Here is a 15864-nt window from a genome sequence, read left to right as displayed (position 1 = left end):
CTATGATCCAACGTCTGCTCCCTCTGATCATTGCAACCTCCGTTGCCCTACTCTACCTACTAACCCTTTCTACCGGCAACAACAGCCGCCTGACCAATTATTTCTGGTGGTTTATTGCTGCGGCCTCAGTTCTGATTCTGATTCTGTTGGCTGCCGTCATCCGTTATATTTGGTTCCTTGCAATCGCACACCGTCGAAAAGTACTCGGTTCACAAATCGCACGCCGCTTGGCCATGATGTTTACAATCGTTACCGTCTTACCCGGTCTGTTTGTTTTCGGCGTATCCGCCCAATTCATTTCAAACAGCATCAACTCATGGTTTGGTGACGACACAGATCAAGCATTGGAACACAGTCTAAGTTTGAGCAAATCCGCTTTGAATCTCGCCGTCGACAATTCGTTCGGCCGTGCCGTCAACATTCAGGTTGACTTATTCCGATCCGTTTCACGCGGCCGCGACCTGGAAACCACCTTACAAAATGCACCGCTTGCCAACCAATTCGAACAGCTAGCGCTCTACGACTTAACCGACAACCGAATCCGTGCCGAGCGCAACCCTAAAAAGCTGCCCCAGTCCATACCATCGAAAGACATATTAGCCCAATTGGTTAAAAGCGGCTCATCCCGCACGGTTGAAAACATAAATGAGACACTCTATGCCCAAGGCTGGCTGATTCTGCCCGAATACAACGGGCACCAATACGCCCTTTTCTTCCGCCAACCCATCCCAAACAAAGTTGCCCAAGATGCCACTTTGATTGAAAATGCCCGAGCCAAATACGCCGAACTGAATTATGCAAAGGAAGGGTTGCGCCATTTCTTTCTGATTACCCTGTTAATCGCCACCCTAATCGCCATCATGCTGGCTTTAGCCATGGCATTATTTTTCTCTTATCGCTTTATCGAGCCCATTCTCTCGCTGGCTGAAGGGGCTCGAGCCATCGCACAAGGCGATTTTTCGCAAAAACGGCCGGTATTTCGTAATGACGAACTAGGCCGCTTGACGCATTTGTTTAATCACATGACCGAGCAACTCAGCCTTGCGCAAGAATCGGCCGAACGCAATCGCCAGCAAACCGAAGCTGCTCGTTATTATCTGGAAACCGTTTTGGAAAGCCTGACCGCCGGTGTGATTACCGTTGACCGCAACGGTATTTTAAGAACCTTCAACCAAAGCGCTGAAAAAATTCTAGGTATCCCATTGAGCAACTTGCTAGGTAGCGATTGGCATACATGGCCCAATCAATCGCCGCAACAAGCCATGTTGGCGGAGGTGTTTGAAACCATTCTGACCACCATTGAAACCGACAAGCCCGTACAAATCCCCTACACCGCCCCTGACGATGCAAGAATTTTATTGGGCAAAGCCACAACCTTACTCGAGGACGGTTTGGTCTTTGTATTTGACGATGTTACCGTACTGGTAAGAGCCCAAAAAGAAGCCGCCTGGGGCGAAGTGGCCAAACGCCTGGCACATGAAATACGCAACCCGTTAACACCCATCCAGCTTTCTGCCGAGCGCATGGCCTGGAAACTGCAAGACAAACTAGGAGAAAAAGACGCCCTGATTCTTACTCGATCTACCGATACGATTATCAAACAAGTAGAAGCTTTAAAAGAAATGGTTGAAGCCTTCCGCAATTATGCGCGTTCGCCTTCGATGAAGTTTGAAACCGTCAATCTGAACGAAATCTGCGGAGACGTATTGCTGCTATATGAAGGCAGCCCTTGTACATTTGCATCCAATTTGAGTAATATACCGCTTTACATTAAAGCCGATCACGGAGCAATGCGCCAGGTTCTGCACAATCTTCTGAAAAATGCCGCGGAAGCTGCGGCAGAAAGCGAAAAACCCACCGTTAACCTAAGCACTTGGCAAGAAGGCAAATCTGCCGTCCTGATGGTATGTAATAACGGCAAAAGCTTCAGTAATGAAATGCTTCATAACGCTTTCGAACCGTATATTACCGATAAACCGACCGGCACGGGGCTGGGTTTACCCGTAGTAAAGAAAATTATTGAAGAGCATAGCGGGCGCATTAGCATTAGCAATCAAACAGCGGGCGGCGCATGTGTTAAAATCGCTTTACCAGAATTAGTGGAAAATATTAATGAGAAGTAGTGATATCTTAATCGTCGATGATGAAATCGGCATTCGCGACTTACTGTCAGACATTTTGCAAGACGAAGGCCATACCGTGGCCTTGGCCGAAAATGCGGAAGAGGCTCGCCGCCTGCGCAACCAAATCCGCCCCGCTATGGTTTTGCTGGATATCTGGATGCCTGATTGCGACGGCATTACCCTATTGAAAGAATGGTCGAAAAACGGCCAGCTCAATATGCCGGTTGTCATGATGAGCGGTCATGCGAGCATTGATACCGCTGTCGAAGCCACCAAAATCGGGGCTTTAGACTTCTTGGAGAAACCAATTGCACTCAAGCGCCTTTTGGCAACCGTAGAACGGGCTTTAAAATACAGTGAAATGCAAACTGCATCAGGCTTGTCGTTTGACAAGCTCGGTAACAGCCCTGCCATTCAGGAATTGAACCAAAAGCTGGAAGCCGCGGCCAAACAGAACGTGCCTGTTTTATTAAATGGTGAAGCCGGTTCCCCGTTTGAGCTGGTGGCTCGCTACTTTCATAAAAACAATACGCCATGGGTAGAGCCTAGTAAAATCGAACATATTGTCGATACGCCGATGGAATTGCTACAAAAGGCGGCAAACGGTATTTTATACTTGGGCGATGTTTCCCAATACAGTCGCAGCATCCAACAAGGCATTGCTTTTTTAATCAGCAAAACCGACCGTTACAATACGCGCGTGATTTGTTCGTGCAGCCGACCGTTTGAGAGCTTGCGGGAAAGCTACCCTGACAGCAAACTGGTGCTTGCTCTGGAAAAACACATCATCCACATTCCGCCCTTGCGTGCTCAAACCGAGGATATCGCTTTCTTGGTTAACACCATCATCACTGAATTAGCCGAAACTCAAAAGATTCCCCAAGTCAAATTCAGCCCGGCGGCATTGAACATATTAAGCCAATACGAATGGCCGGGAAACTTCGACCAGTTGCGCAATATTGTTAAAAACCTGGCGCTAACTGCGGAAAAAGACGAAGTTGACGAAGCAGCCGTTATGGAAATTCTCGGCCAATTCTCAAGCAACCAATCCTCAGAAATGATTGGCGGTTTCAATTTCAATTTACCGCTACGCGAATTGCGCGAAGAAGTCGAACGCCGCTATTTTGAATACCATATAGCGCAAGAAGGCCAAAATATGAGCCGAGTCGCACAAAAAGTCGGCTTGGAGCGCACACATCTATATCGCAAGCTCAAACAGTTGCAAATTCAATTTTCCCGTCGCCAAAACGCAAACGGCAAAACGGGTGAGAGTGCAGCCGATACGGAAGAATAGGCCAAAAGCGTCATTACTTTACCGCCTTCTTTGATGCAACATATGCCTGTCTGAAAACATTCAGACAGGCATATTTTTGCCGGCATCCTCTTCATTATCCTGCAAAACTTGCACACCATGTTGTTGAAACCGTTTGATTTCGCCTTTCGTATGCCAACGGCGCTGGCTGTTTTGCAACATTAACAATAGAGTGTTCAAATCCATCCGCAAATTAATGCTCAGCCAGATAAAGCCCTGCCATTCGAAAGACAGTTTGCCCGCCAGCTCTCTGACAGCAATATCGGTACTGTCATCCGGCTTAAAACGGCGCCCATAATTACCCTTCAAATAATGCGCCGTACGGCGCAAATCTTGTTCCAGATTTAAAAAATGTCGTGTCAGAAGCGATTTTTCGTCTTCATTAATCGTTAATTCAGGCAGTTTTAGAGCGGCATTCATTAATAAATCGATACTGCTTACAATCTTTCGATGGCTATGCTGCATACTGTCCATCATGGTTTTACTGATTTTACTTTCTTGCATCATTGCCGCCATATGGCTGCGAGCCTTAACCAGACGCGCATTGATAAGCTGTTGGTTCGCCAGCAGAACACGCCAATTCTTCCCGCCGATAGGGATTCCCCCATACACCGCGCCCAATTGACGGTTACAGGCCGTCAGATTATCGGCCAAAAGGAAACGCCACATCATAGTCGACTTTAGCGGCATAATTTTAGAAGCGGCCAGCGCAATCAGTGCACCGATAATCACATTCATGGCACGGATGGAACTGCCTTGAAACCAATCACTGCCGCCCTCCCCGACCAGCATACACACGGTAAGGCCCGCCAGCATCGGAATATAACCGTTTTTACCAACGGCGCCCCACCCCATTACCGAACTGATTACCCCGATGCAGCAGAAAAAAATCCAATTATTATGCAGGTAGTATTGATTCAGCCAAAGCAACACAATACCGAGGAACAAACCAATCAGCGTTCCCCACATCCGCTCGAGCGCTTTCACATAAATGGCGCCCTGAAACTGAATCATGCCCAACACCACAAACACCGTTATCGGAATCCATTCCCCATGAGGTAAATCAAACAAACGGGCAATCAGCGTCGCCACCAATACTGCCAGCCCAAGCCGCAAAGCGTGAATGGTTCGGGTATGCCGGTAGCGCTTGTAAGGATCAAGCCATTGTTGGACGAATTGATTGTATTTGGCGTAAATCATGATGATAAGCAAATGCCTGTCTGAAATTTTTTCTCAGCCCAATAGCGCAAGGGCTTGTTGTTTTTGAACTGCATAATTGACTATAGGATCGGGGTAGCCATTGGTTTGAATGGTATTTTTAACCAGCCACGGGCTATGGATGACATCTTTGGGCAAACGAGCCAGCTCGGGGATATAACGGCGAACAATCATTCCGTCTGGGTCGAGCCTTTGCGATTCCACTAGAGGATTGATTATACGCAGCGGCTTGCCTGTTTGCGTTCCCACGCCCGCAGCATCTTGCCAGTTGCCGTTATTTACCGCCAAATCGAAATCTAATAATTGTTGGGCGAAATAAATTTCACCTTGCCGCCAATCACACAGCAAAACCTGTGTTAAAAACTCAGCGGCAAATCTGCGCAAACTTGCAGGCAAAAAGCCTGTTTGATTCAATCTGCGCATCGCCGCGTCTACCAAAGGGTAGCCCGTTTTTCCGCATTGCCACGCAGCCAGATATGCCGAGCCTCCAGGCCAAGCCATATTGTGAAATCTGGAGTTAAAGCTTTCTTTCAAAATACCAGCATGATGGTAAAGCAACTGATGATAAAACTCCCGTTTGGCCAACGCGCCCAACCATGCTGTTGCCCCGTTGCCAGACAACCGGTTCACTGAATCTACCACCTTATGTACCGAAAGCACACCAAAGCGCAGATAAACCGAAAGTTGCGATGCATGCTGCAGGGCGGGAAAATCTCTGTTTAGATGGTAAGTGTCTATGTGTGACAAAAAATCCATCAACAACCGATTACCCGCCTTTTCGCCGCCCTGCAAAACCAAAGGCTGTGCCTGCACACCCAATTGTGCCAACGACAAAACCGAAGGCGCCCGTTGCCAATTTTCAGACAGGCTTTGTTGTATTTGGCGCAATGCCGGCCAATCATTCCGATATGCAACACCAGCTTGCCCCGCAACTGCCAACCATGCTTTCTGATATGCCGTGAAATCTGTATAAGGCTGGCCTGTGGCTTCCACCAAAACCGACTTCGGAAGCAACAGCCAATCGTTAAACGCTCGGAAATGCCTTCCGTTTTCAATCAATTTGGCTGCAACAATACCGTCTCGCAACAACGATTTCGGTTCATCTTCTTCCGTACAAACCACACAAGCCGCATTTATCTTCGCCGCGAATGCCGGAATTTCATTTTCGGCCGCCCCGCGCAAAATAAATAAAGGCACGCCTTTGGCTGCAAGTTCGGCATGAAGTTCAGACAGGCATTGATGAATAAAGGTCAGCCGCCTTGCATTTCCGGCAGAATCATCGGCCACCATCCCGTCTTCAAACAAAAACACAGCGATTACCGGCAACCCCAGCCCAACAGCTTCTTGTAAAGCAAGATGATTGGACGCACGCAAATCGCGGCGGAACCAAACAAGCGTCGTTTGAGGCATGGCAGACCATCCGATTATTTTCCGAATTCGCATTTTACCCGATTGACCCAAACCTTAATACATCAGCCTTACCCAAACCGCCATAATCTACACTTTTATTCTAAACAAAATAACCATTTGTAAAAAAATATCGGCAAACATATTGTACAAGACAAGCAGCTATGGTTTAATACGCGTCTTCACAGCAAGGCCAGATAGCTCAGTTGGTAGAGCAACGGACTGAAAATCCGTGTGTCGGCGGTTCGATCCCGCCTCTGGCCACCAATTAAACCGCCCGATGCGGTTATTTTTTTGCCCGAACGCCGCTCAAGGCAGCTTAACTCATATCCGCGATGCAGATAATGTTATTGAATACCTTATCTATAAAGAGTATATTTAGCGCCACCCTTCCTGCGTTAACATCTACGCACATAATTCCAAGAAATTCAGGCCGTTTGTAACGTATTATCCTTGATACCCCATCAGGCAGAATTTCTAAACATCATTCCCAAACCAACTGTTTCACAAATTTGAAAAACTTTAGGAGCTACGAAATGAAAGTGGGTTTTATCGGCTGGCGCGGCATGGTCGGCTCTGTTTTAATGCAGCGCATGCAAGAAGAAAACGACTTTGCCAATATTAAAGAAGCCTTTTTCTTCACCACATCCAACGTAGGCGGCCAGGCACCCGATTTTGGCCAAACCGCTAAAACCCTGCTGGATGCCAACAATATCGACGAATTGGCTTCCATGGACATCATCGTTACCTGCCAAGGCGGCGACTATACTAAATCTGCATTCAAACCGCTGCGCGAACGCGGCTGGAACGGCTATTGGATTGACGCCGCATCGTCTCTGCGTATGAATGATGATGCCATCATCGTATTGGACCCGGTAAACCGCAATGTCATCGATAAAGGCTTAAACAGCGGCGTTAAAAATTACATCGGCGGCAACTGCACAGTATCGCTGATGCTGATGGCTTTAGGCGGCTTATTCCAAAATGATTTGGTAGACTGGGCAACCAGCATGACATATCAAGCCGCTTCCGGTGCCGGTGCAAAAAACATGCGCGAGCTGATTAACGGCATGGGTGCGGTGCATGCCCAAGTTGCCGACGAGCTGGCCGATCCTGCCAGCGCCATTCTGGAAATCGACCGGAAAGTATCCGATTTCTTGCGCAGCGACCTCTATCCCAAAGCCAACTTCGGCGTGCCGCTTGCCGGTAGCCTGATTCCATGGATTGATGCCGACTTAGGCAACGGGCAATCCAAAGAAGAATGGAAAGGCGGCGTGGAAACCAACAAAATTCTAGGTCGAAGCGATAATCCGACCGTGGTAGACGGCCTGTGTGTGCGTGTCGGTGCTATGCGCTGCCACAGCCAGGCGATAACGCTTAAACTGAAAAAAGATTTACCGCTGGCTGAAATCGAGAGCCTGCTATCCGGCGCCAACAGCTGGGTAAAAGTTATCCCGAACGAAAAAGAAGCATCGATAAATGATCTGACGCCCGCAGCCGTAACCGGCACTCTGAGCGTACCGGTAGGCCGCATCCGCAAGCTGGGTATGGGCGGAGAATACATCAGCGCCTTTACCGTAGGCGACCAATTATTATGGGGTGCCGCCGAACCCATTCGCCGCATTTTGAATATTATATTAGGCAAACTGCTGTAATGAACTCCGCACGATATAGAGAATAAGCCGTTCACAATCAAACAGCCCCACTTTTATTCGCTATAAACATGATGCCTGTCTGAAAATTTTCAGACAGGCATCATGTTTATCACAAATCAAAACGCCCGAAGCGTGATCTGCATTCGGGCGATAAGTTTCACACCTTTTCAGACAGGCATTAATAAAAACCTTCGCGCTCTTCGCGAGTGCTGATATAAATATTTTTCACCTGTGTATAAGCCGCCAGCATCATTTTATGCGTTTCGCGGCCGATACCAGACGTTTTATATCCGCCAAACGGAGCGCCTGCGGGCAACCGATTATAGCAATTAACCCAAACACGACCGGTCTCCAACGCACGCGACACCCTTAGGCAACGGTTAATGTCTTTACTCCACACCGCACCGCCCAAGCCATATTCCGACTCATTGGCCATTTTTACCACTTCATCTTCGGTTTTGAATTTGATTATAGTTGCCACCGGGCCGAATATTTCTTCTTGTGATACGCGCGCATCGTTGCTTGCGGCAGCAATCAAAGTAGGCTCAACAAATTCGCCTTTAGCTAAAGCCCCTTCAATTTTTTTACCACCGGTAATAATGCGGCAACCTTCCTGCTCACCAATTTTCACATATTTCAAAATGGTATCGAGTTGAGCCGCATTCACTTGAGCACCCATTTGCGTATCATCTTCCCACGGCAAGCCGACTTTGACCTTTTTAAACTCCTCGGCCAAAGCCGCAACGAATTTATCGTAAATGCCTTCCTGTACAAAAATACGCGAACCGGCACAACATACCTGACCTTGATTAAACAAAATACCTTTTTGCGCCCCCTCCAACGCCTTGTCGAGAGGCATATCGTCAAAGAAAATATTGGCCGACTTACCGCCCAGTTCCAAAGTAGCGGGTATCAGCATTTCTGCCGCAGCGATGCCGACATGACGCCCCACCGCAGTAGAACCGGTAAAGGCCAGCTTATTAAAGCCTTTATGGTGCAGCATATATTCACCCGATTTCGAGCCTTTTCCGGTAATAATATTCAACACGCCTTTAGGCAACAGATGATTCACTTTCTGGGCAAACGAGAGCAAACTCAAAGAAGTGCTGCTGGAAGGATGGATAACGATGGTACAGCCGACCGCCAATGCCGGAGCGATTTTCCAGGCAGCCATCAGAAAAGGGAAGTTCCACGGAATAATCTGCCCGACCACGCCAATGGGTTCACGCAAGACAATAGATAAATCTTCATCATCGAGCTGATTGCAAGTACCCTCTTCGCCTCGAATCACGCTGGCAAAATAGCGAAAATGATCGGAAGCCAGCGGAATATCTGCGGCACGCGTTTCGCGAATCGGTTTGCCGTTATCCAATGTTTCCTGTAAAGCAAACAATTCGCTATGCTCGTCTATCACATCGGCGATTTTATTCAAAACAGCCGCACGTTCGGCCGCAGTTGTTTTACGCCAGCTTCGGAACGCCTCTTGTGCGGCTGAGACCGCTGCATCAACATCTTCATTGCTTGCATCAACGAATTTTGCCAATTCCGCACCATCGGCGGGATTATGCGACACAAGCATTTCCCCTTTGCTGCCTTTGGTCCATTCACCATTAATCAACAAGCCGTATTCTTTATCAAAAACATTCAGATCCTTCGCCATAACCATTCTCCTTTGTATTTTAACTGTTTGTCATTTCTATTAATTTGCCATTCAGGCAGAAACCAGCTTAGTCCTTTTTGAAATTTGTTTCAAGATTAATCAAAATAATTGATGCCGTTCGAAAATTTTCCGCATACCTTTTCATAGGAATAAAACAGCGCTCTGCCTAACAAACCAAACCTGTTTGGCTCATAGCATGATGCCGTTTTTCCATATGTAAAATTTTGTTCCCTATTAAACTCTCGGGAAAGCAATGTTATATTGTAACAATATTTATATTTATCAAATAGTTACTATCATTTTTCTATTGACATCAAACCTTAAGCAGGCCTATCCTCACCTTGAATGCAGCAATATTCGCCGAAACCGGTTAACGACGCATCATTTGTAGTATGGGTCTATTAACAGTTCGGCATCTCCCGCAAATTAGCGAACAATCAAAGGAGCAATACTATGAAAATGAAAGCAGCAGTGGTGAGTCAAAATAATGACGGCAACGTAGAAATCGTTGAACGCGACATTCGCCCGTTGGAAACCAACGAAGCCTTGGTTGAAGTAGAGTATTGCGGCGTATGCCATACTGATTTACACGTTGCGGCCGGCGATTACGGCCAAAAACCGGGGCGCGTGCTGGGTCATGAAGGTATCGGCATCGTGACTGATACGGCTCCCGGCGTTACCCGTTTGAAAAAAGGCGATCGCGTCAGCATCGCATGGTTGTTTAAAAGCTGTGGAGCCTGTGAATACTGCGATACCGGCCGCGAAACTTTATGCCGCAGCGTGCTGAACGCCGGCTACACTGCCGACGGCGGCATGGCAACTCATTGCATCGTGGATGCGGATTATGCGGTCAAAGTGCCCGACGGTTTGGATCCAGCTCAGGCCAGCTCTATTACCTGTGCCGGCGTAACCACCTACAAAGGCATTAAAGTTTCAGGCGTACGCCCCGGCCAATGGATTGCCATCTACGGAGCCGGAGGTCTGGGCAATCTGGGTGTTCAGTATGCGAAAAAAGTATTCGGCGCGCATGTCATTGCGATAGACATTAACGATGATAAGCTGGCGCTGGCCAAGGAAGTGGGCGCGGACATCGTTATTAATGTAAGTAAAGAAGATCCCGCCAAAGTGATGCAAGAAAAAGTGGGCGGAGCCCATGCAGCTGTCGTTACTGCCGTTTCCCGCGTTGCTTTCAATTCGGCGGTAGATTGCGTGCGAGCCGGTGGTCGCGTAGTTGCCATCGGCTTGCCGCCTGAGAAAATGGACTTGTCTATTCCGCGCATTGTTTTAGACGGCATCGAAGTGGTCGGTTCGTTAGTCGGTACGCGTCAAGATTTGGCAGAAGCCTTCCAGTTCGGTGCAGAAGGCATTGTGGTTCCTGTCGTGCAAACCCGCACATTAGACGAAACAAATGCCATTTTCCAAGAAATGCGCGACGGGAAAATCCAAGGTCGCATGGTTATAGATATGAAAAAGAGCTGTGGTTGCGCAAATCATTAATTTATAACCACAAATCTTTTTGATTATTTAGCAACACTATTATCTCCAACTTGCCATACCAATATTAATAAATTAATCAAATATTTACTTTATCAAAATGGTAAAAAAATGCCTGTCTGAACATTTTTCAGACAGGCATTTTATATTTTCAGCGTAAATTAATATTTCGGCATTTAAAATATCTTAATAAAGTTTTATAATCGCGCGTTTTTATAAAATGCATAGGAAATATTATGAATAACAAATTATCCCGCCGCCGATTCCTGCAAGGTTCGGCAGCATTAACGGGCAGTTTAGTGTTCAGCGCTTGCAATAAAACCTACCGCCCCGCCCAACCAGAAAATATTGTTAAAGCCTATTACCCGCCCGCACTGACCGGGCTGCGGGGCGACCATGACGGTAGCCAGAACGGTCCTCACAGCGTTGCGTTGCAAGGAAAAAATTATACCTTCCCCGAAAAAGCTACCGAACATTACGATTTGGTTGTCATCGGCAGCGGCATCAGCGGTCTGACTTCCGCTTATCTCTACCGCCAGAAACACCCGCAGGCTCAAGTATTGATCTTGGACAACCATGACGATTTCGGTGGCCACGCCAAACGCAACGAATTTACTTACCAAGGCCGAACATTCGTGACCTACGGCGGCAGCGAATCTTTAGACTCGCCTAAAACTTCTTATTCCAAACAAGCTCATGCGTTATTGGAGAGTTTGGGCGTAGACTATAAAAAATTCGAACAGTATTTCGACCAAGGCCTGTATGAAAAGAAATGGCAGCTCAAACAAGGCGCCTTCTTTACACCCGATGTCTTTGGCAAAACGGCCGTCGTCAATGCATTACCCAAAATCGACCAAGCCGATGCGGAAACGGTTATCCGGCAATTTCCGCTTTCCGAAGAAGGCAAAAAAGCTTTGGTTGAGCTTTATACCGGCAAAATCGATTATCTCAAGGGCAAGAAAAAACATGCACGTAACGAATTTGCAGAAAAAACCAGCTATTATGATTTTTTGAAAAATACCGTCAAGCTTCCCGAAGACGCTTTAAACTATCTGAAAGACATCAGCTCAGAATACTGGGGACATCCAATTAGCGCGATTGCCGTATCGGATGCACTGGAAGAAGGCTACCCGGGCGTGCAGCATCTGGGGCTTACGGGAGAACAAGAACCTAAAGAGCCTTACATCTACCATTTTCCCGACGGCAACGCCTCCATCGCACGATTATTGGTACGCAAACTGATTCCGGGCATTGCGCCGGGCAACACCATGGAAGACATTGTGTTGGCTAAATTCGATTATAGCAAAATCGATTTACCAAAAAATCCGGTGCGCATCCGCCTCAACAGCACCGCACTCTTAGCCGAAAACAATGACGATGGCGTTGCCGTAGCTTATCTGAAAAAGGGAGAAGAAAATCTGGTTCGCGTTCAGGCGAAGAAATGTATTTTTGCCGGACACAGCGCTCTGGCCGCCCGCATTATTCCCCAGATGCCCGAAGCGCAGCAACAGGCGGAAAAAACTTGTGTAAAAATCCCGATGATTTACGCCAAGATTTTGGTCAAAAACGCACAGGCATTTAAAAAGCTCGGTATCTATTCATTGTATGCCCCCTGTTCGCCCTATTGCCTGATACAGCTTGACGATCCGGTTAACATCGGCAGTTATCAAGCCCAAAAACAGCCGGATGAGCCGATTATCATCCATGCAGTACGTATCGCAACAGATTTCGAAGGCCAAACGGCACGAGACAAATACCGTAGCGGCCGCCGCAAGCTGGCATCGCAAAATTACGAAGTGCTGAAAGAGCAACTCTTCGAACAATTCCGCCATTTATACGATGCGGCGGGAGAAAAATTTGATGACGCAGTAGTCGATTTTACTTTAAACCGCTGGGCTCACGGCTACAGCTACGAACAGACCACTTTGTGGGATACCGATCAATCCATGAAAAAAAATACCCATGCCATGCAAAAACCGATAGGCAATATTTTCATGGCCGGTTGCGACGTTGCATGGAAACCTTATCTGCAATACGCAGTGGATCAGGCTTACCGCGCCGTGCGGGAAGCTTCGGCTTAATTCTTTGTTTAGAATGAAAAATTAAAGCAAAAATCCTGTCTGAAAACATAATTCAGACAGGCTTTTTGCTTTATCGGCAGCAACAATACTATGATTTCGTCGAGAGTATCGACCCGTTCGTTAAGATGAGTTCGATTTGCCGTTTTCATATTTTTACCTCGCATTTAATCAGGGGCTGTTTAAACGGAAAGCAAGGCATCAACGGCAAAATTCCTTCTATTGCCCCCGTTTACAAGCTCTATACCGGTTTGGGCGGCCCAATGAAAGTGGGTATAATACCTTTGGTATAGAACATGCTCGGTTCTATTTAATTAAATTCTCAATCCCCATTGTTTGCCGAAGCCCGTTTCAGACAGGCATTCGGGTAATGGTTCGGATGCCAGAACGATAATATTCACATCAAAAGGTAAAAAAATGGATGCTTTATTACTGAGCAGAATCCAGTTCGCTGTCAACATCAGTTTCCATATTCTATTCCCCGTCATCAGTATTGCTTTATCTTGGGTAATTGTTTATTTCCGCGCCAAAGTCGGTCGCTCCAGCAATGAGGGCTGGCTGCAAGCTTATCGTTTTTGGACAAAAATCTTTGCGGTTACCTTTGCCATGGGCGTGGTTTCCGGTGTTACCATGAGCTTTCAATTCGGCACAAACTGGCCCGGGTTTATGGAACGGGCGGGCAATGTGGCCGGACCTCTGCTTGGTTATGAAGTGCTGACCGCTTTCTTCTTGGAAGCGGGTTTTCTCGGCATCATGTTGTTCGGGCGTGAGCGAGTAAGCCAGCGCGTCCATCTGGTCGCTTCGGTTATCGTAGCCATAGGCACAACCATTTCCGCCTTCTGGATCTTAGCGCTGAACTCGTGGATGCAAACACCCCAAGGCTATTGGATTGATGCACAAGGCATCATTCATGTCAAAAACTGGCTGGAAGTGATTTTCACACCTTCATTCCCCTATCGTTTTATCCATAAAATTCTAGCTTCCACCTTAACCGTTGCTTTTCTTCTCGCCGGTATTTCAGCATGGCAGGTGCTCAAAAAAACAGCTAACGCCGCTACACCCAAAGTGATGAAAACTGGATTAACAATTGCCGCAGTGGCCATCGTATTGCAGTTTATTGCCGGCGATGCGCACGGCCTGAACACCAAAGAACACCAGCCGGCCAAATTAGCCGCTATCGAAGCCGTATGGCATACCGAAAAACCGGTGCCGCTTACCCTCATCGGCTGGCCCAATGAGAAAACTCACAGCACGGATTATGCCTTGAAAGTGCCCTATCTCGGTTCTTTGATTCTGACGCACAGCATGGACGGCGAAATTAAAGGCTTAAACGAATTTAAAGAACATCCGCCTGTTGCGCCTGTATTTTTCGGTTTTCGCGTCATGGCGGGCATGGCCATGGTCATGCTGATCGTGAGCTGGTATGGCTGGTGGCGCCTGCGTAAAACACGTTGGCAACCTCAAAAACTGCCGCGTTGGATGCTCTACCTGTTTGCCGGCATGACCTTTTCCGGCTGGGTCGCCACATTGGCGGGCTGGTATGTTACCGAAATCGGTCGCCAACCCTTTTTAGTGCAAGGCGTATTGCATACGGCCGATGCCGTGACCAAAATCGTACCGTCGGGAGATGTCGGACTTACCCTGGTTATGTATATCGTGCTCTACGGTGCTATGTTGCTCTCTTATCTGATGGTGCTCAAACATATGGCGGAGCATCCGGAGCATGATGCTCACCTACCCGGCCAACCTATCGAAACGGAGAATTAAAATGGACTGGAATTATTGGCTGCCGTTGGTTTTTCTCGGCCTGCTCGGTTTGGTAATGACAATTTACGTCGTGTTGGACGGATTTGATTTGGGCGTCGGCATGCTGATGCCTCGAGCAAAACCAGATGAGCAAAATGTGATGGTCGGTTCGATTGGCCCTTTCTGGGATGCCAACGAAACTTGGCTGGTATTGGGCGCAGGCGTATTATTTATTGCATTTCCCAAGGCCAACACCATCGTTCTGGGCAATCTCTATCTGCCTGCCACTTTTATGCTGTTTGCCCTGATTGTACGCGGTGCAGCATTTGATTTCCGCGTAAAAGCCGACGACAACCATAAAGAACTATGGAACATTGCCTTCATGCTCGGCTCGGCAGGCATGGCTCTAACACAAGGTTGGATGCTGGGTCGTTATGTTACCGCTTTCGGAACCGGTGTTTGGGATTATCTGTTTTCACTCGGCATCATGTTCTCGGTACCGGCCGTCTACGTATTGCTGGCCGCTTGCTGGCTGATTGCCAAAACCGAAGATGCCTTGCAAAAGAAAGCACAATTATGGGCAAACCAAGCATGGTGGCCGGTGGTTGCTTGCATGCTCTTAATTTCTCTCAGTACGCCGTATGTCAGCCAAAATGTTCTGACACGTTGGCTTGTTTTGCCTAACATACTCTATTTAGCACCGGTTCCCATATTAAGCGTCATATTTTTGCTGCGCGCCAAATTATTGCTACGCCACGAAAATATTCTGCATCAACGCATATGGCAACCGTTTATATTGGTTATTCTTACATTAGTACTTTGCTCGCTCGGTTTAGGCATTAGCTTGTATCCGTATGCGGTTATCGGCCAACTAACCGTATGGGAAGCCGCTGCCAGCGTGCCAACTTTAGCAGTCACACTAATCGGCGTCGGCATTACCGTACCGTGCATTATTGCCTACAGTATTTTCTCCTACTGGGCTTTCCGCGGCAAAGCTTCCAATTTAACTTACGGTTAAACATTTGAACCGCATTATTATGCCTACCTGAAAAACAAGCAATAAACAAAACCTAATCAAAAAGCGCTGTAATTTTGGATTACAGCGCTTTTTAATATCTATAAAAGCAATGAGTCATTTAGTTGAGTTTTCCACTTGGCCTTTTGCCTCTTG

10 protein-coding genes and 1 tRNA gene are annotated in these 15864 nt (G+C 47.5%); 8 read left to right on the top strand and 3 right to left on the bottom strand.

Annotation, left to right across the window (positions count from 1 at the left end):
* Nucleotides 1-5 precede the first annotated feature (5 nt).
* Complete coding sequence (locus Q4A84_RS06810; protein ID WP_303088202.1) at nt 6-2123, top strand: PAS domain-containing sensor histidine kinase; 2118 nt, start codon at nt 6-8, stop codon at nt 2121-2123.
* Nucleotides 2113-3417, top strand: a complete 1305-nt coding sequence (locus tag Q4A84_RS06805) for a sigma-54 dependent transcriptional regulator (RefSeq protein WP_303088181.1) — start codon at nt 2113-2115, stop codon at nt 3415-3417. The genes Q4A84_RS06810 and Q4A84_RS06805 overlap by 11 nt, the downstream gene beginning before the upstream one ends.
* 60 nt (nt 3418-3477) lie before the next feature.
* Here the strand turns inward: Q4A84_RS06805 and Q4A84_RS06800 are convergent, their stop codons facing one another.
* Both Q4A84_RS06800 and Q4A84_RS06795 read right to left on the bottom strand, forming a co-directional pair.
* On the bottom strand, nt 3478-4635 hold the full coding sequence (locus tag Q4A84_RS06800; protein WP_303088180.1) for an FUSC family protein: 1158 nt from the start codon (nt 4633-4635) through the stop codon (nt 3478-3480).
* Between the two features lie 33 nt (nt 4636-4668).
* Nucleotides 4669-6063 carry a deoxyribodipyrimidine photo-lyase gene (locus tag Q4A84_RS06795; RefSeq protein WP_303088179.1) on the bottom strand — a complete coding sequence of 465 codons (1395 nt, stop codon included), beginning with the start codon at nt 6061-6063 and terminating at the stop codon, nt 4669-4671.
* A gap of 188 nt (nt 6064-6251) precedes the next feature.
* Between Q4A84_RS06795 and Q4A84_RS06790 the strand changes: the two genes are divergently transcribed.
* Together Q4A84_RS06790 and asd are read left to right on the top strand one after the other, a co-directional pair.
* Nucleotides 6252-6327 (top strand) — tRNA-Phe (locus Q4A84_RS06790).
* Between the two features lie 269 nt (nt 6328-6596).
* Nucleotides 6597-7715: an aspartate-semialdehyde dehydrogenase gene (gene asd, locus Q4A84_RS06785; RefSeq protein ID WP_303088178.1), complete on the top strand. Its 1119-nt coding sequence runs from the start codon at nt 6597-6599 to the stop codon at nt 7713-7715.
* A gap of 178 nt (nt 7716-7893) precedes the next feature.
* Here asd and Q4A84_RS06780 read toward each other — a convergent pair whose 3' ends face one another.
* Nucleotides 7894-9375 (bottom strand): aldehyde dehydrogenase family protein, encoded by a 1482-nt coding sequence (locus Q4A84_RS06780; RefSeq protein ID WP_303088177.1) that lies wholly within the window; start codon nt 9373-9375, stop codon nt 7894-7896.
* Nucleotides 9376-9828: 453 nt separating this feature from the next.
* Here Q4A84_RS06780 and adhP point away from each other — a divergent pair, with 453 nt between their 5' ends.
* The 4 genes from adhP to Q4A84_RS06760 all read left to right on the top strand — a co-directional run bounded on the left by adhP (nt 9829) and on the right by Q4A84_RS06760 (nt 15711).
* A complete protein-coding gene (gene adhP / locus Q4A84_RS06775) occupies nt 9829-10872 on the top strand; it encodes an alcohol dehydrogenase AdhP (protein ID WP_303088176.1) in 1044 nt (347 codons plus the stop codon).
* A 233-nt stretch (nt 10873-11105) separates the two neighbouring features.
* Nucleotides 11106-12950 carry an NAD(P)-binding protein gene (locus tag Q4A84_RS06770; RefSeq protein ID WP_303088175.1) on the top strand — a complete coding sequence of 615 codons (1845 nt, stop codon included), beginning with the start codon at nt 11106-11108 and terminating at the stop codon, nt 12948-12950.
* 414 nt (nt 12951-13364) lie between these two features.
* Entirely contained in the window at nt 13365-14714 is a 1350-nt protein-coding gene (locus Q4A84_RS06765) for a cytochrome ubiquinol oxidase subunit I (protein WP_303088174.1), read from the top strand.
* Entirely contained in the window at nt 14671-15711 is a 1041-nt protein-coding gene (locus Q4A84_RS06760) for a cytochrome d ubiquinol oxidase subunit II (protein ID WP_303088173.1), read from the top strand. The genes Q4A84_RS06765 and Q4A84_RS06760 overlap by 44 nt, the downstream gene beginning before the upstream one ends.
* The last annotated feature ends 153 nt before the right edge of the window (nt 15712-15864 follow it).

The sequence above is a fragment of the Neisseria sp. genome (assembly GCF_030527965.1).
Taxonomy (GTDB): domain Bacteria; phylum Pseudomonadota; class Gammaproteobacteria; order Burkholderiales; family Neisseriaceae; genus Neisseria.
Note: the sequence above shows the minus strand (reverse complement) of the source record. Positions and strands in the feature narration are given on the sequence as shown.

Coding starts and splice junctions, on each gene's coding strand:
- Q4A84_RS06805 (WP_303088181.1), top strand. CDS start 2,113: ATGAGAAGTAGTGATATCTTAATCGTCGATGATGAAATCGGCATTCGC.
- Q4A84_RS06800 (WP_303088180.1), bottom strand. CDS start 4,635: ATGATTTACGCCAAATACAATCAATTCGTCCAACAATGGCTTGATCCT.
- Q4A84_RS06795 (WP_303088179.1), bottom strand. CDS start 6,063: ATGCCTCAAACGACGCTTGTTTGGTTCCGCCGCGATTTGCGTGCGTCC.
- asd (WP_303088178.1), top strand. CDS start 6,597: ATGAAAGTGGGTTTTATCGGCTGGCGCGGCATGGTCGGCTCTGTTTTA.
- Q4A84_RS06780 (WP_303088177.1), bottom strand. CDS start 9,375: ATGGCGAAGGATCTGAATGTTTTTGATAAAGAATACGGCTTGTTGATT.
- adhP (WP_303088176.1), top strand. CDS start 9,829: ATGAAAATGAAAGCAGCAGTGGTGAGTCAAAATAATGACGGCAACGTA.
- Q4A84_RS06770 (WP_303088175.1), top strand. CDS start 11,106: ATGAATAACAAATTATCCCGCCGCCGATTCCTGCAAGGTTCGGCAGCA.
- Q4A84_RS06765 (WP_303088174.1), top strand. CDS start 13,365: ATGGATGCTTTATTACTGAGCAGAATCCAGTTCGCTGTCAACATCAGT.
- Q4A84_RS06760 (WP_303088173.1), top strand. CDS start 14,671: ATGATGCTCACCTACCCGGCCAACCTATCGAAACGGAGAATTAAAATG.